Raw genomic sequence first — 17,632 nt, forward strand, 5'->3', positions numbered from 1 at the left:
TAAAGGGATATCATGAAATATATTATCAATCATTCAAACGACACTGCTTTTAATATCGCCTTGGAAGAATATGCCTTTAAACACTTACTAGATGAGGATCAAATCTTCCTTCTTTGGATTAACAAACCTTCTATCATTGTTGGTCGTCACCAGAATACTATCGAAGAAATCAACCGTGATTATGTTCGCGAAAATGGTATTGAGGTAGTCCGCCGTATCAGTGGTGGTGGAGCTGTTTATCACGATTTAAACAACCTCAACTACACCATCATTTCAAAAGAAGATGAAAACAAGGCCTTCGACTTCAAGAGCTTCTCAACTCCAGTTATCAATACCTTGGCTCAACTTGGTGTTAAAGCCGAATTTACAGGCCGTAATGATCTAGAGATTGATGGCAAAAAATTCTGTGGCAATGCTCAAGCCTATATCAATGGGCGTATCATGCACCATGGTTGCTTGCTCTTTGACGTTGATTTGTCAGTTCTTGCTAACGCCCTCAAGGTTTCAAAGGATAAATTTGAGTCAAAAGGTGTCAAATCCGTCCGTGCCCGTGTAACAAATATTGTCAATGAATTGCCAGAAAAAATCACAGTTGAAGAATTCCGTGATTTGCTCTTGGAATACATGAAAAAAGAGTACCCAGAGATGACTGAATACGTTTTTTCTGAGCAAGAATTGGCTGAAATCAATCGTATCAAGGATACCAAGTTCGGTACTTGGAACTGGAACTACGGTAAATCACCTGAATTTAACGTCCGTCGTGGAACAAAATTCACCAGTGGTAAGGTCGAAGTTTTTGCCAACGTCATTGAATCAAAAATCCAAGATATCAAGATCTATGGGGACTTCTTTGGTATCGAGGACGTTGCAGCTGTAGAAGATGTCCTCCGTGGAGTGAAATACGAACGTGAAGATGTCCTCAAGTCACTAGAAACTATTGACATCACACGCTACTTTGCTGGTATTAGCCGTGAAGAAATCGCTGAAGCAGTAGTTGAATAAACCAAAAAGAAGTTGGTTGTAGGACCAGCTTCTTTTTTAAAAATCATATATTACATAATTTATTTTATGTATTTTATAAACTATCTAGAGCATTCTTTTGTTCATCGTTGACGATATGGGTATAGAGGTCAGTGACTTGTGTACTGGCGTGACCTAGCTGGTGGCTGACTAAAACTTGCGATTTAGTCGCATCATAGAGCCTAGTTGCTAGGGTATGGCGCAGTTTGTGGGGAGTTACACGTACTTTGAAGTCCTCAGAGTACTTAGCGACCATCTTTTCCACGCTGGAAGCATCGATACGATTAGGAACTCCTCTGTAGAGAGTCAAAAAAAGGGCTGTATCTGTTTTTTCCGTCTTATAGCGTTGATTTCGAATGGCTAGATAATTCTCTAGATAAGGTTTTGCAAAGGCAGCGACATTGACCGAGTCACGTTTGCCCCCTTTGCGAGTGACATCAATAACCATCATTTTGAGATTGAGATCCCTTAGATCCAGATTAACAGCTTCAGATAAGCGGACACCAGACGCCAAGAGAAGGGCAATAATGGCCAAATCACGTTCTTTATTTTTATTAAATGAAGATAGGGCGCGATTTGAAAGTTGTTGTGGATACTCTTGATCAATATAAGTTAGAAAACCTTCTGTTTCATCACCAAGAAAGAGTTTTTGCTTAATGTTTTCAGCTCTGGCAGCAAGTGTTTCTTTCTTTTTCTTTGTTGAAACTTTCTTCATTACATTACGATAAAAATAAGGCTCTCCCTGATCGTTTTCAACTTCCTCAGTCAAATACTTATAAAGACTAGAAAGTGCTGACAAGGTCCGATTGATAGTTGTCTGTGAGACACCATGCTTTGTTGTATTAGCATTCAGCAAAGGACGTTCACGTAGGTAAAGGATAAAAGATTCCATGTCTTTCTTAGACATATTTTCCAAGACAGATAAAGGAATATCAGATATTTCATTAGCGTTTGAAATATCAGACTCTAAAACCCAGCTGAAAAATCGGTCATATTCCTTGAGGTATTCGTACAAGGTTGTAAAACTGTAAGGAACAGCAAGCTTAGATTGGTAGTATTCCAGAACATACCAGGGCATGATTTGTTTTAGTTTGTCGATTCGTTCCAGTAAAATCTCACGTTTCATGTATTTTCTCCATAAATAAGTCTACTAGTAGTATAGCATAAACTCATATATTTTTCAAGAAAATTATAGTTTTTCGGAAAGATGTTATAAGTGTTTGATGGATTCTAGAAAAAACAAAGACCTGGTTCCACAATCATAAGAAACAGGTCTTTTGTGTGTATGTAATCCGGCAATATGTTTATATTTCAATTTCTCTAAAATATTGCAATTGCCATTTTTGTGTTGCTCGAGCTGTTGTATTTAAATTTGAGCACCAAGGAGGATAAAATCGCATAGACATTTTTCCATTGCTATCTTTTGTCGACAGAATGTTTTTACGAATAGCCACCTCGTTTGGAATAATGAATAGTCCCCTCTTATCATTATCAATGATAACGATTATAAGTTCATTTCCTAAGTCCTCATTGGTATAAGGAATGTTCTTGTTGTTTTGGTCTTTTTTCCAAAAAACTGTAAAATATCCTTCTTTTTTTGGTGTTCTTTTTGCCAAGCGGCATCTTTTATACCCTTGCTCTTCCTTTATCTTGATAAGAATACCTTCGTATTTTTCATTGTATTTTTCTTCAATGAAATCAAAATCACCATAAAAATTATATAAAACATCGAGTATTTTCATTATGATGTATGTCCTCCTTAGCAAATAACTTTTCCAAAGAATAATACTGTTTCCAACAAAATCAGCTACCGACTCTACGCACATCTTTTTTATGTATTACCATATAGCAGGATACCAAGATGATGAAGATTTTAAGCAGGTAGGTTTCGGATCGATTAGTGTCTATGGTTAGCTGAGACAAGACATTAATGATCGAATGTGTCATAACGCAAATCCAGAGATTCTTTGTTTTGTTATAAAGAGCTGAGAGTATGAAAGAATTCGTCAGCAATCCAAATAAAAACGGTAGAATTTGCAGAGTTGCTAGGGAACCATCTATGTAAAAGAACAACAGATGCCAAAGCGCCCAGCTGAAAAAGGTTAGGATTGTTGAGTAAAAATATGGCAACTTTTCTTGTAAAATTGGTTGAAAAACATATCGCCATCCAATCTCTTCTATACCGCCAAAAACAATAAATTTGAAGAACATCAAAAATGGGAGATACCAGCTAAATTCTACTATTTGCCCACCAAACATTAGAAAAGAAAAATCAAGGACAATAAGGAAGAAAGATAATAAATAGTGTTTATAACTGGTATGAATGTTAAAAAAATCGTTAACGATCTTCTTAAAAGGAATATGAAAATAGTGATTTGCAACAATGATTCCCCAAAGTGCTGAAGAAATGCCACCTAGAATGATTCCTAAAATAGTTAATAGATTGGACTGAACAGAAAAATGATTCAAGAGAAAGAAAAGGAGACAAACTGATACTAACTGGCTAAATGTGCCTAGCAAATATACTGCAATTGCCTTATTTCTTTTCATAGAGAATCCTTTCAATTATATTTTACGTAAAATAAATTATGTAAACAGAACTTATAACAACAAATCTTTGACTTTTCCAATTTCACTTTTTGGAATAACTAGGTGAATCATATCTCCGAGATACATTCTGGTTGAGCCGTTAACTGTTTGGCTCTTACCATTATGTACTTGGGTGGTGATGAGTACGTTATGTGGCAAGTTGAGTTCGTGTACTTGTTTTCCTGCTATTTTATCTGAAACAGGAATTTCAATAAGTGTGACTTCTCCTTCATCTGACGCTTCTTCAGGCAGCATTTTTTCCAACATAGCCTCATAGACTGGCGCACCTTTGAGCAGATCCATGATGATGTAGGCAACTAGGGTTACTAAGCCAAGTGGCATGAGGTTGCGAATATCTCCTACCATCTCAGTTACGAGTATCATAGCAGTTAAGGGAGCCTTGGATATTGCTCCAAAATAACCACTCATTCCTAGAATGACAAATATAGGGAATTGCTCTTGACTGACAAGTCCAAGATTGACACAAATAACACCAACTAGGGCTCCAAGCAAGGAACCAAGCGCCAAAATTGGTAGGAAAATTCCTCCTGGAAGGCCACTTCCATAGCTAATCATGCTCCAAACAAAGCGAATCAAAAAGTACGCTAATAGAACTTGAAAACTAAAATCTTGCTTAGTCAGGGAAAGAACCAGCTGATTTCCACCACCAAGGATTTGGGGTAAGAAGATTCCGACTGGTATGATGAGAATGAAGGCAAGAATTGGATGATAAGCTCTATCCAAATGGATTTTCTGACCAAGCCAATCATAAACTCGACCAACATTGAGCACAGCTTTCTCATAGAGAAAACCGGAAAGGCCTAGAAAAATCCCCATAAGGAGGTAAATCCAATACTGGTCTAGGGTCATGAGTGGGATGTTGTCTGGCATATCCAGTACGGGTGTTAGGCCAAATATGAGCAGAGAAACAAAGTTTGCTACGAGACTAGCAGCGAGAGTAGATACCCAGAAAAAGCGTGAAAAATGGTGATAAACTTCTTCTACCACAAAGAGAAGTCCTGCAATCGGTGCATTAAAGGCTGCAGCTAGACCAGCGGCAGCTCCACTAGCAATCAAGGAGCGTTCCTCTACTGGACTGGATTTGAGCCACTTGGCGATACCTTTACCACCAACTGCTCCAAGTTGAATACTTGGCCCTTCCCGACCTAGCATAAGGCCACTGGCAATAGCAAGAATACCTAGAATATATTTTTTCCAGAGGACACTCCACCAGTTAAGAGTCATTAGTCCCTTTAATTCGGCTTCGACTTGAGGAATTCCTGAACCTTTGATGTCTTTTTCTGACCGAGTTAATTTCGCACTGAGCCAACAAACTATTAAATAAAATAGACCAATGATAAAAAGATTGCGCACTAGATGCGCTTGAACTTGATAAAGTCCTTGTATCAGGTGGAAGCCTTTTTCGATTAAAAACCGAAAAGATCCAACGATAATTCCAACAACGAGACCGACGATGATTCCTCGTCCAACTTGGGATAATATAGTGCTTGAGGCAAAGGCAAATTCTTTCTTGGAACTGAGTGTTTCTGACTGTTCCTCCATAATCATTCCTTCTAACTTAACTTTCTTTTTCTCCTAAAACCAGTGATTTAACGGGTTCAAAGCTGGTTCGGTGAATTGGGGTAACTCCTAGTTTTGTGAGGCCTTCCAGGTGTTTAGCTGTTCCATATCCTGCATTAGTAGAGAAATCATAGCCAGGGAACTGCTGATCGAATTCCTTCATCAATTCATCACGTGTCACCTTGGCTACTATAGAAGCCGCTGCAATCGAGAGGGAATTGGCATCTCCTTTGATGATAGATGTTTGTGAAATTGGTAAATCCAGTTTCATGGCATCTATCAAAAGGTGCTCAGGTTGCGGACGGAGCTGAGAGATTGCTTCCTGCATAGCCAGTTTGGTTGCTTCGTAGATATTGACTTGGTCGATGACCTGATTATCCATGATACCAATGCCGATTGACAAGGCTTGGTCTTGAACTGCTTGGAAAATCTCCAGATGTTTCTTTTTAGGGATTTTTTTGCTGTCGTTGAGACCTCTAATCTTACAATTTTTAGGTAAGATAACGGCTGCAGCAACTACTGGCCCAGCCAGAGGACCTCGGCCGACCTCATCAACACCAGCAATTAAGGTCAATCCTTGCTTGTAAAGTTCTTTTTCATAGGAAAGCATGGATTCCAAACGAAGCTCCTCATCCAATTCTGCCTGAATAGCTTTTTTACGCTTGATGATTTCCTTTTGAACTCCAGAGCGATTATCCTTTTCAAGCTCTAAAAAAATAGGGCTATCAAGGTCCTTGACAGTAGCAAGGAGTTCTTTGATTTCTTTAATCGTCGCCATCGAGGTCTTCCAATGTATCTAAGGTATAGTTACCGAGTTTGCCATCACGGACTTCCTTCACGAAGAGACTGTAAAAGCGGTCATAGTCGTCACGGAAACCAAGAGCACGGGTCATATCCATAATAATAACAGGCGCTTCTTCCTCAATTTTCATTTGTTTAAAGCGTTCAGCCAACTTTTCTGGATAATGTTCTTTAAAATAATTGAGACCAAAAATAGTTACCTCATCCATAGGAAGCAACTGGTCTTTAATAGCTCCAGTCAAGGCCAACTTAAGCGCAACAGTTTCATCCTCAAACTTAGGCCAGAGAATCCCTGGTGTGTCTAGGATTTCAAGGTCTTTATTGGTTTTGAGCCATTGTTGCCCCTTGGTCACACCTGGTTTGTTTCCGACAATAGCAATTTTCTTACCAGCCAAACGGTTCATCAGAGTGGATTTACCAGCATTTGGAATCCCGATAATCATGGTACGCAAGGTTTCAATTTTAATCCCACGTTCTCTCTGGCGAGCAATCTTATCAGCCATGAGCTTTTTGGCCGCATCTGTTACAACTTTTACAGTCACTTGTTCTTTGGAGTTGATAGCTAGCGTCTGAATTCCTTGTGATTCAAAATACTGGCGCCATTCCTTTGTTATTGCTGGATCAGCCAAGTCTGCCTTGTTTAAAATCAAGAGTTTTGGTTTGTCACCAACAATTTTGGTCAACATAGGATTTTGACTAGATAGAGGTAAGCGTGCATCCACCAAAATCGTCACAAAATCAACAAATTTTAAATTTTCCTGCACCTGTCGACGCGCTTTAGACATGTGACCAGGAAACCATTGAATAGTAGCCATTGAGTTTTTTTCCTTTCGTAGCAAGGGTTTAGAGCCCCTATTTTATTTTACTATTGTCTAAACACCAAGCGAACACCAAAACTACCATGCAATGGAAAAACCTCTGATTTGATTCTCACTTGATTTCACAATCTTTATATCAAACTGTGGATGGTATTTGACAATATCTTTTTTGATTTTTAATAGTAAATTTGAAACAATATTTTTAGGTGAGTAACGTGGACTAAGATGTAACAAGTCTTTGAACTCATCAACACTTAATTCTACTTTATTGCTATTATCACTAGTTTCAATGAATTTTTCAATCATTCTGGAATATTTACAGGTATAACTTTTCAATTCTTCAAAATGGAAATTGTGATTTTCTACAAATTGATTTAAGGCTTTTACAGTATTTTCTTGTGAACGATTTATATTATGTGTATAGCCCATTGTTGTCTCAAAGTTAGCGTGTCCTACTCTAGTCATAATATCTTTCACTGCTATGTGCATCTCATTACTTTGAAGGTAACTAATATGCATATGCCTAAACGAATGGGGAGTAACATGTTTTACCCACTTAAAACCATAGTCACTTAAACAATTTGTCAATAATTTTCCTTCTATTCGTTTCAAAATTTGACGAAAAGTGCTTGATGTTATTGGAGAGCCATATTCTGTTCTAAATACACTTTCAGAATGTGTAAAAGCAGGACAGGGATGTTTCTCCATATAAGCATCAAACTCTTTATTTCTCTGTATTGTCCTTTTAATAGCTTCGCTTGCAGCTTCAGGCAAAGCTACTTCTCTAATTGAATTGAGTGTTTTAGTTGTATCAAAATGAAATTGTTCAACTTTTAAACAATGATATTGAAGTGCCTTATCAATATGCAAGATTCCTTTTTCAAAATCAATATCTGATGGTAAAAATGCTGCTTCACTAATTCGAATACCTGTAAGCAACAATACTATAGCAAGATCATAATAGTTTGCATTTCTGCATTGGCGTAACACATCAAAAAATGCATGTAATTCATGGATTTCTAGAAATTTAGAATCATGTCTTTCTTTTGCTTTACGCCTTTTCTCTAGTGAAATATCTAGTTTTACCGCAGTCATTGGAGAAAACTTAATGACATTATATAACACACCATGATTAAAAATCTTATTACAAGTACTTTTTATATGAGTCATTGTTGAAGGCGATGCATCATATATTTCTAAATATTTATTGAGACTATTTTTCATCAGAAGTGGAGTAATCCTGTCTAACAAAAAATCATCTCCTATAATTTTCCCAAGACGCTTCATAACCAGTAGTTCTCTCTGAATTGTTTGTGGTTTAACAGAGACACACCAAGTCTGAAACCAATTTTCTTTTAACTCTCCAAATGTTGTAATCAGTTCAGGGCTAAACTGACTTTCAAATGAAGTAGTTAGTCTATCTATTTTATCAAGAACCTCTCTTTCAGCTTGTTTCCTCGCCCTACTAGTATTCTTAGTATAACTTACAGTTACTGATTTCCACTTTCCTGTTAGTGGATCTTTGTACTTTTCAACCACTTGATATAAGGGTTGCCCTTTTGAATTTTTTTTAGTTACATAATACATAATTTAATTCCTCTTAACTCTTAAAAAGAAATAAATCATTGTTGTATAGAATAAATAACTACCCTATATTATACCATGACTTCCTTATTTTGTCCGCTTTTGCTTCCATCTTAAGAAACTTTCAAATCCTTCTAGATTAATGAAAACAAGTTTATGTGTTGGGTTAATTACATACATGGAAAATGTTCTATTTTCTCGCATTTCTTTAATCCATCTGTTCAATGTATATTGATTTAAACCATCCCATCTTTTTAGAATTCCTTTTTTATCGGCCCATTCTGCAATGGAATTTTCGACAGATATATATTTTATATTCATGACATCATCCTTCCTAAAAAATATTTTTACCTCCATGGCATGACTGATGAAGTCATCATAAGAATTTCACTTACTGCTCTTTTACGGTGGCAGCCTGAACGGTCAGAAGTATCATTGTATATCATTTGTATCATGGCATATAAAGTATCGCTCTATTTTATTGATGGTTTTAAAATCGCTCTTATCATGGCGAGCCATGCAAATCTGCTCCACAAATGAGGAAAGTACCATTTTGGACTATTCAATTGTCAAAGAACAAATAAAAAAATCTCTTCATTTTCACACTCTATGAAATTGAGGAGATTATTTTCTAAAGCGAATTTTATCAGGAAAATCTGTCAATCCCAATAGATAGTCTGTACTGACATCGTAAAAGTTTGAGAGAGTTACCAATACATCTGCTGTTAACGTATGCTCACCTCGTTCAATTTTAGCATAAGCTGAGTTTGTAAACGAAAGTATTTTAGCTATTTGTTTTTGGGTCAAATCGTGATCTTCCCTCAAATCTCTTAAACGTCTGTACATCTAGCTTTCTCCTGAGAAAAGTATAATATATAAAACTAAGAAATCATTCAAAGTGTCCAAATTGGACATTTGGAACTAAAATTAATTTATTAAACACTTCTCATAAGCATATCTATTAACCGTCTGAGAGCAAAGATTTTATTAACTATTTAAAATTACTGACTTTCAAAAATTAGTCTTATTGTAAAATAAAGTGAAACACAAAAGACATGTTTATCTGTTATATTATAGTCTCAAAAATATTACAAAATTATAGAAAAATGTTCACAAATCAATCATACAAGCACTTCTCAGAAGCTGAACAATACTAAATTTTAGTTTTATTTAAACAAAGGAAAAAAACAGCTTAGACTGCTCGTCGTTAGGATAGAAACCGTTCTATTTTTACTTGTAAAACTAATCAAGATTCTGTAACACAGGTGAAACAAATCAATTGATAGAAGATATACTGATAACAGTATTATGCAAATCCAATCTAGAATTTGCATTATCATTCTATAGAAGTTAGCTATTACTTATAAACTAAATAAGATTTAGCCTGACTTTCTGACAGAATTCACATAAGCGATGAAAGAAAAACCAAGGGGAGATAGTTTGAAAACTTTCGTTCACACTTATAAATTCCAACATTTTGATTCAGTTGTTTCTTTAACCAAGATGTTTTATAACTATATGCATCAAGAAAAGTTTATTGAATTACCCAGTGTTGTACAACTTTTTAATAAATCTACTAAGACTATATCTCCTAAAAACAACTAGGAGATAAAAATTTATGATGGAGCAGAAGAAATTAATAATTGGATACGTTTCTGATATTGTGAACTAGATTCTGTTATTGCTTAAAATACGGTCAGTGAACCTTCTATTCTGATCTCAGGAGAGTGACAAACTTGCTATGCTATCTCAAGTAAACTCTTAGATAAGAAGGTAGAATATGTCAATCAAGATGTGTCATAACGCAAGAAACGGTATGTAATCAAATCATTACTACTGATAATGAAATCGAGTTTTCTTTACTCGATTAAATAGGAGGTATTAAAAATTTATTTTGCCCGTACCTATTCATCCTATGGTCATACATTCGATGAGAACTTCATCACTCCTTTACGTGACTTCATTTCAAAAGCAAATTCACTCAAAGAATTGAAATAAGATTTTATAGAGGATAGTACAAAAATATTTAACGAAAGCCTAGAAAAATTAATGGGTATAAGTACTCGAAAAAGCTGCTTGAGTTGACTCAAACAGCTTGAAAGGATTAAAGGCTCTATAATATATGTAGTGGGTAAATCCCCTATGAATATTATTGAGCCTATTTTGTTATAGAAAAAAGTCCCATATGACCTATAATAAAAAGCGACAAAACAACTCATTAGAAAGATTCATATGGAACAATTACATTTTATCACAAAATTACTAGACATTAAAGACCCTAATATACAAATTATTGATGTCATTAATAGGGATACCCACAAAGAAATCATCACTAAACTAGACTACGATGCCCCATCTTGCCCTTGTTGTGGAAGTCTAATGAAGAAATATGACTTTCAAAAAACGGCGAAAATTCCTTACCTTGAGACAACTGGTATGCCTACTAGAATTCTCCTTAAAAAACGGCGTTTTAAGTGCTATCAGTGCTCAAAAACGGCTGTCGCTGAAACTTCCCTCGTCAAGAAAAATCACCAAATCCCTCGTATCATCAATCAAAAGATTGCTCAAAAGTTGATTGGAAAGACTTCTATGACCGACATTGCTCATCAACTTTCCATCTCAACCTCAACTGTTATTCGCAAGCTCAATGACTTCCGTTTTAAGCATGATTTTTCTCGTCTACCAAAGATTATGTCCTGGGACGAGTACGCCTTTACCAAGGGAAAGATGAGTTTCATTGCACAAGATTTTGATAATCTCAACATCATCACTGTTCTTGAAGGCAGGACACAAGCTGTCATCCGAAATCACTTTCTTCGCTACGATAGAGCATTTCGATGTAAGGTGAAAATCATTACTATGGATATGTTTAATCCTTATTATGTCTTGGCTAAACAGCTTTGCTTTCTAATTTCTAGGCTCAGGCTAAAACAGTCCACTGGACTGTTTTACTCTAACATCTAAGCCGTGCTATGAGTCGTGTGCGTACCCAAATCATAAATCAATTGGATCGAAAATCCCATGAATACAAGGCTATCAAGCGCTACCGGAAGATCATTCAACAAGATAGTCGGAAACTCAGCGATAAATGTTCTTATCGTTCTACTTTTCGTATGCACTTAACCAATAAAAAATCCTAGACAAGCTTTTGAGCTGTTCAGAAGACTTAAAACACCACTATCAGCTGTATCAGCTCTTGCTTTTTCACTTTCAAAATAAGGAACCAGAGAAATTCTTTGAACTCATTGAGGACAATCTAAAGCAGGTTCATCCTCTATTTCAGACTGTCTTTAAAAAATTTCTGAAAGATAAAGAGAAGATTGTCAATGACCTTCTACTACCCTATTCTAACGCCAAATTGGAAACGACCAATAATCTTATCGAACTTATCAAGCGAAATGACTTTGGTTTTCGAAACTTTGAAAACTTCAAAAAACGAATTTTTATCGCTCTGAACATCAAAAAAGAAAGGACGAAATTTGTCCTTTCTAGGTCTTAGCTTTTCTTCAACCCACTACAGTTGACAAAGAGACTTATGAGATAGATTCCTCTTTTGACTCATTTTAGTTGAACTGTAGGACTTACTTTTTCAGAAAGCTCCAAATTTTATTTTCATTTACTTTTTTGAGCCCATAAAATATTTACCATACTTATAAAAAGTAGTAATACTCCAACTAAACTGACTTGTAATGAATTATATGTATTTTCTGAAGTGTTAGGTAAATAATTTTGAGAGTACTCTTCTCGGGCAATAGTAATAATATTACGTGTGTTTATTTGTTTAATTTCAATAGTAGTTTGAATTCTCTTTTCCAACTCAATTAAATTAACATTATCTATGAAACTATCCCAACTTTGTTCATTTTTATATTCTGATTGTAGCATATTCAAATCATATTTCAATACGTTTGGTATATTTAACACTTTTATACCATTTTTTACTGGTAATGTTTCTTCCAGAATTTTTTTTACAAACATATAATTATATGGTTGAGCTTTTAATTTGTATTTATCAATAATCATTGCAATCGCACCAGAAACTTTAGGAGCAGCAAATGAGTTTCCATAAAGATACGTATATCCTCCTAGTGTTGCCGAAAAAATCCAATCTTCTTTATATTTTTCTGCATTAATAAAGTTATTAAGTCCTAATTCTGAAAGAGACAATGTTGAGCCTGCAGGTGCATATATTGCATCAGAATCCCCTCTATTGCTAAAATCTGATAAATTACCTAAGCGATCTATGCCTCCGACCGAAATTGTAGATGAGAAATAACTTGGAACATCAACTACTAATCCAGGTTTTCTTACTTTTTTGCGTGAACTAATAAGTTTCAATAAATCTGACTGATTTGATACATTTAGCGAGTCATTCCCTAATGCAGCTACTATAATTACTCCTTTTTGATTCGCGTAATCAATAGCCTTTTTATACTTCAAAAATGTTTCAAAATCATTCGTTCCATCCTCATATTCTCCATCAATCATTAAATATTGTCCAGTACTAAGATTGATAATATCATTGCCATCATCTACAGCATCAAAAATTGCTTTTACAATCCAATCTGGACTAGCTGACGACTTACCAAATATTCTATAGACGTTAATATTAACGTGAGGATTTACTCCATTAATATTGTCATCCCCTACAATTTGAGCTACAACAGCCGTACCATGACCTAATCTATCTTGAATATCTGATATTATTCCTTCCTCTCCCTCCTCTTTTCCTAAATATCCTTTATTGGGGACATAGTTTTTTGAGTGATTTGAAAGATTTTTCAGTAATCCAGTATTTTGTAAATCGACTCCTGAATCTAAAATAGCAATTGAAACTTTAGAATTACTTTTAGAATATAATTTATAACTTTCGCCTCCACCAGTAACTTTATCTATATCCCATTCATATTTTCTTACAATCGACGATTCTAAGTTATCTTTGTCATGCTCTATATTTCCTCCTCTATTATCTAGATGAGAAACATTTTCCTTAATTTTATTATCTAAATTATCTTCGCCTAGTAAATTATTACTTTCAGAGTTAACAATATCGTTATTTATTTGTGGTTCAAGTTCCAATTTACAACAGTTTTTTTCTAAATGTTTATCTGTTGTTACAAATAATTCTGTCTTATCGATTTGAATACGAAATTTATTTTGGTCTACTTCTTCTTGATTTTTATTAGAATAGTCAACCTGTTTTTCATCAGATTCAGAAAAACTTTCGCTAGTCTGAGTGTGAGTTATATTGCCATCAAGATTTTTAGGTATTTCTTGAGCAGTAACAGAATTATTGAACAAACAAAAGAATAATATCGCTAAAGTCCAATATTTTTTTTTCATAATCTTCATAAATTTACCCTTTTAATCAAAAACTAATTATTTGAATACAATTGCTTATAAATGCCTCCTAGTTCAAGAAGTTCTCTATGGGTCCCAATCTCTACAATTTCACCATTATGCATTACTAAGATCTTATCTGCAGACTTGATAGTATCTAGTCGATGGGCAATTAAAATCTTAGTGGTACCGATTTCACTTAAGTAAGAAGTTGTAATTTGTTGAGATAAATTATCTAAACTACTTGTTGCTTCGTCCAAAACAACTACCGAAGGTTTCGACAAAAGACAACGAGCTAAAAGTATCATTTGCTGCTGCCCTCCAGAAAAGTTATTACCTTCTTCAGCGATGATTGTCTCTAATCCAAGAGGTAAAGACTTAACTACATTGCTAAGACCAATTGAATTTAGATTTGTCATTAATTCTTCATCTGAAACAAAGTGTCCAAATGTCAAATTCTCTCTTAAGGTACCATAACTTAGGGTTGAATTTTGTAACACTGCTCCAAAAATCTTTCTATACAATGTTTGACCAATTTCTTCTTTTTCTACTCCATCAACTTCTATTGAACCAATATTAGGTTCTAATAAACCTAATAAAATTTTAGCTAATGTACTCTTACCTGAACCTGATTCTCCAACAATAGCAACAGTTTCTCCTTTTTTAATAGTAACATTTATTCCTTTCAAAACATAATCATCAAATAATCCATATTTATACCAAATATCTTTTAATTCTATTTTTTTATCAAATTTTATATCTTGACTGACTCTTTCTGGAATTAATTCGGATTTAGTATTAAACACATCCTCTATTCTTAAAAAATATCCCTTTAATAACATTAATTGTATATAGTTATCACTTAAAGAAATTATAGGAGAAATAAAGTATGGTGAGACTGTACTTATTGCTACAATTTGTCCTAACGTCAATTGTTCGAATGTTTTTATATTTACACCTACAATAAGGGTCAAAACAGGGAGAATAATTTGTAAAACATTCGTTATACTACTAACAATTGATAAATGTATATCAAGTTTTCGACCTATGATGAGCTGTTTTGTATTAAAATTATCCCATTTGTTAATCCAAAATTCCTCTTCTCCAGTTAGCTTAATATCACTATTTTTAGAAATTACTTCGGAAGTAATATTTTGAACATTAACCTTTTCTTTTATATTTTTATCAATTAAATTTTTTGAGATTTTTATGATTGGATACATTACAATAGATAGAGCTAGACTTAGTGATATTAAAAAGATCACCATGTACTTAGAAAAGCTAAATAAAACCACAGCATAAACCACAATCATTAACAAATCAAGTATAGCTGCTATAAAATTATTTGATAGTATTTCTCTTATATAAACAATAGAGTTAGCTCTAAAAAGTATATCCCCTAAAGTACGTTTTTCATAAAAACTGTAAGGTAAATATATCAAATGTTTCATAAAATCATAGCTAATCTCTTTATCCATTATATATTTTAAGGATGCAACATATATCTGTCTTAATAAATACATTAGTGAGAATGAAACAGTAAATATAAATAATATAGTAAATAACATTCTAGACGAATACGAATCGTCCTTGAAATTCGTGTCAATTATGTATCTATTAGCTATAGGTACTAATGATTGTATTACATACAATAATGCTGTTACAAAAAATAAAATCCCTAGCTTATTCCTATACTTAAAAAAATACTTTAAAACAGGCGACTTCTTATTATCTTTACGAGACATAAAGCTATCTAACTTTTTAAATGTTAAAATGATATTTGAATAATGCCTTTCAAATTCACTTATTGACATTCTCTGCCTGCCTTTTGCAGGATCTAAAATATAAAACTTGTTTTTACTAATTTTTTCAAGAATAATAAAATGAGAACTCTCCCAGAAGCAAATGAGTGGGAAACTGAGCGGTTTTAAATCTCTTACCGAAGCTTTAAAAGCATGAGAACTTATATTAAAATCTCCTAAAACTTTACTTATAGATAGGAGAGAATATCCAGATCTGGATGATGGGTAGATTTCACGTAGTTCATTTAAAGAAATCTCATATTTAAAATAGTTCAATATCATGGCACAGCATGCTAATCCACATTCTGAATTTTCCATTTGATATATCATTGGAATTTTCACAATACTTCCTCCTTGTTCAAAATAAAGTCGATAATTTCTTCTTGTCTAAAATCTACTAATTTCTTTAGATACTTAATCTTTTCTAAATATTTATTATTTTTCGAGTAAATATAGTTTGACAAGGTAAAAACAACTTCTTCTAAAGATAAGTTCTGTGGAATAATCCAATCAGAAGATTTATGTAGTAATTTATAGTACTCATGGATAATATTTTCCTGAATATTTGAATCAAAAACTTCATGATTAGCAATTGTAAATGCTGACCCTTCACCTTTCACTTCAAAGTAAAGGTTTATCAAACATTTTTCAAATTTTGAAAAAAAAGATTTTTCTTTAGAGGTTAATTTTGCAAAATCGTCGATTGTTATATAAGGATTATTATAGAGACTGTTCGCAAAGAATCTCTGATATGTTTTTGAATCTTTTGAATACAAAACTATCTCTCTAATAGCATTGCCATCTGTTCCATCAATTGGTAAACATACCGTGACTATAAAAAGAATTATATTCAAAATAAAAAATTCTGATGTGTACGGCACAAATCCCAAAAGTGCTAATATTGCGACAATTAGGTTAGCTCCACCTCCCCCAAAGAAGTAGAACACCAAATTCCTATCACTATTTTTTTCATTAGTAATGTTTCTATTACTCATTTGACAATAACCGAATGCTAATAACACTGGAAATTTGAAATACATTTTTTTTCTAAAATAGAAGAAAAAGGGAGTAGCAAGCATCTCTAGTTTATAAGATAAACATCTTCCCACTAAAAAATGACCTAGTTCATGTAATGTAATTGATATTAACGTAATTAAAATCAATCGAAAAAAATAGATTAATGAATCATTTGGAAAAAATATCAATAATAGGAATAATAACGGCGCCAAACATAAATATATGACAGAGTTATTTAATATTTTTAACATAATACCATTCCTCTAAACTATTAGCTTCAAAAAGGCATTTTTTCTCCCAATATATCTTCTCAAAATGTTCGGAATCATAATTTTCTAAAATTAATTTTAATGTCTGGTAAGCTCTTTCTTGATAATCCGTTGTTTTGTACTTAATTTTCCCTTCAAGTACATCTTCAATTTTATAAGTTGCCTCCATCAACTGAGCCTCTGCAATATCTTTGAGTGAATTGGTAATTGAAACTTGGTGTAAGATCTGTCCTCCCATATATGAAAATATATCTCTAAGATATTCTGACACATTATCAGAGCCGTTACTCTCAGAAACATCTAATGTTACAACAAACTTTCCAGCTAATCGAAAAAGATGACTCCACCCCCCAATCCTTTCAATAAAGTTTTTAGTGTCCACAGATACGTTTTGTAAATATACAGGAGAAGAGATAATTATAATATCAGAGTCTAATAACTCTTTTTTTATAATGCCTCCATCATCAGCATCACTTTGCCTATCAATTCCTTTCTGAAACAACTCTTCTGAATCAGAATTAGATATTTCTAGCTCTGAATTGAAAGGTGTCCTGAAAGATATATCAACATTATTTCTACTAGAAATGATACTTGAAAGTCTCTTAGTATACTCTAAAGTCTTAGAGTTACGATTTCGCACTCCTGCATATATAAATATTTTATTCATTTTAATTCATCCTCTCAATTTGAATTTAGTAGATTTTTCAAGATAGTATGGTTCAAAAACAGACTTTTGTTGGCTCACATTATTACATATGTTTTGTATTAAACTAGTCAATCTTGGTATTTTTATATTACTTAATAAGTGAAC

At 33.7% G+C, this 17,632-nt stretch carries 14 protein-coding genes and 1 pseudogene; 2 read left to right on the forward strand and 13 right to left on the reverse strand.

The window, feature by feature from the left end:
- Positions 1-12: 12 nt before the first annotated feature.
- Positions 13-1,002: a lipoate--protein ligase gene (locus tag QM956_RS03915; RefSeq protein ID WP_414302248.1), complete on the forward strand. Its 990-nt coding sequence runs from the start codon at positions 13-15 to the stop codon at positions 1,000-1,002.
- 73 nt (positions 1,003-1,075) lie between these two features.
- Here the strand turns inward: QM956_RS03915 and xerS are convergent, their stop codons facing one another.
- The 9 genes from xerS to QM956_RS03960 form a co-directional block, all read right to left on the reverse strand.
- Positions 1,076-2,146: a tyrosine recombinase XerS gene (gene xerS / locus QM956_RS03920; RefSeq protein ID WP_269794807.1), complete on the reverse strand. Its 1,071-nt coding sequence runs from the start codon at positions 2,144-2,146 to the stop codon at positions 1,076-1,078.
- Between the two features lie 178 nt (positions 2,147-2,324).
- Positions 2,325-2,762, reverse strand: a complete 438-nt coding sequence (locus QM956_RS03925; RefSeq protein ID WP_049547147.1) for a MepB family protein — start codon at positions 2,760-2,762, stop codon at positions 2,325-2,327.
- Positions 2,763-2,823: 61 nt separating this feature from the next.
- Positions 2,824-3,570: a CPBP family intramembrane glutamic endopeptidase gene (locus QM956_RS03930; protein ID WP_414302249.1), complete on the reverse strand. Its 747-nt coding sequence runs from the start codon at positions 3,568-3,570 to the stop codon at positions 2,824-2,826.
- A 51-nt stretch (positions 3,571-3,621) separates the two neighbouring features.
- Positions 3,622-5,172 carry a ClC family H(+)/Cl(-) exchange transporter gene (locus QM956_RS03935; protein ID WP_414302250.1) on the reverse strand — a complete coding sequence of 517 codons (1,551 nt, stop codon included), beginning with the start codon at positions 5,170-5,172 and terminating at the stop codon, positions 3,622-3,624.
- A gap of 16 nt (positions 5,173-5,188) precedes the next feature.
- Entirely contained in the window at positions 5,189-5,968 is a 780-nt protein-coding gene (locus QM956_RS03940; protein ID WP_414302251.1) for a ribonuclease HII, read from the reverse strand.
- On the reverse strand, positions 5,955-6,806 hold the full coding sequence (ylqF, locus tag QM956_RS03945; RefSeq protein WP_045611550.1) for a ribosome biogenesis GTPase YlqF: 852 nt from the start codon (positions 6,804-6,806) through the stop codon (positions 5,955-5,957). The genes QM956_RS03940 and ylqF overlap by 14 nt, the downstream gene beginning before the upstream one ends.
- Before the next feature lie 81 nt (positions 6,807-6,887).
- Positions 6,888-8,396 carry a tyrosine-type recombinase/integrase gene (locus QM956_RS03950; protein ID WP_247932827.1) on the reverse strand — a complete coding sequence of 503 codons (1,509 nt, stop codon included), beginning with the start codon at positions 8,394-8,396 and terminating at the stop codon, positions 6,888-6,890.
- A gap of 84 nt (positions 8,397-8,480) precedes the next feature.
- Positions 8,481-8,714: a hypothetical protein gene (locus QM956_RS03955; RefSeq protein WP_001022845.1), complete on the reverse strand. Its 234-nt coding sequence runs from the start codon at positions 8,712-8,714 to the stop codon at positions 8,481-8,483.
- Positions 8,715-9,017: 303 nt separating this feature from the next.
- Positions 9,018-9,239, reverse strand: coding sequence for a helix-turn-helix domain-containing protein (locus QM956_RS03960; protein WP_016397755.1), 222 nt, complete (start codon positions 9,237-9,239; stop codon positions 9,018-9,020).
- 1,386 nt (positions 9,240-10,625) lie between these two features.
- Here QM956_RS03960 and QM956_RS03965 point away from each other — a divergent pair.
- Positions 10,626-11,892, forward strand: a pseudogene (locus QM956_RS03965) (transposase); the annotation flags it as partial.
- 113 nt (positions 11,893-12,005) lie between these two features.
- Here QM956_RS03965 and QM956_RS03970 read toward each other — a convergent pair.
- From QM956_RS03970 to QM956_RS03985, 4 genes are read right to left on the reverse strand one after another with little or no spacing between them, the layout of a single operon-like run.
- Complete coding sequence (locus QM956_RS03970) at positions 12,006-13,745, reverse strand: S8 family peptidase (RefSeq protein WP_247933251.1); 1,740 nt, start codon at positions 13,743-13,745, stop codon at positions 12,006-12,008.
- A 23-nt stretch (positions 13,746-13,768) separates the two neighbouring features.
- Positions 13,769-15,877: a peptidase domain-containing ABC transporter gene (locus QM956_RS03975; RefSeq protein WP_000701298.1), complete on the reverse strand. Its 2,109-nt coding sequence runs from the start codon at positions 15,875-15,877 to the stop codon at positions 13,769-13,771.
- A complete protein-coding gene (locus QM956_RS03980; RefSeq protein WP_033607259.1) occupies positions 15,874-16,803 on the reverse strand; it encodes a M50 family metallopeptidase in 930 nt (309 codons plus the stop codon). The genes QM956_RS03975 and QM956_RS03980 overlap by 4 nt, the downstream gene beginning before the upstream one ends.
- Positions 16,784-17,488 (reverse strand): flavodoxin family protein, encoded by a 705-nt coding sequence (locus tag QM956_RS03985; protein WP_033607257.1) that lies wholly within the window; start codon positions 17,486-17,488, stop codon positions 16,784-16,786. Before QM956_RS03985 ends, QM956_RS03980 begins: the two co-directional genes overlap by 20 nt.
- Positions 17,489-17,632 lie beyond the last annotated feature (144 nt).

Source organism: Streptococcus mitis, assembly GCF_047460035.1.
GTDB classification, from domain to species: domain Bacteria; phylum Bacillota; class Bacilli; order Lactobacillales; family Streptococcaceae; genus Streptococcus; species Streptococcus mitis_DW.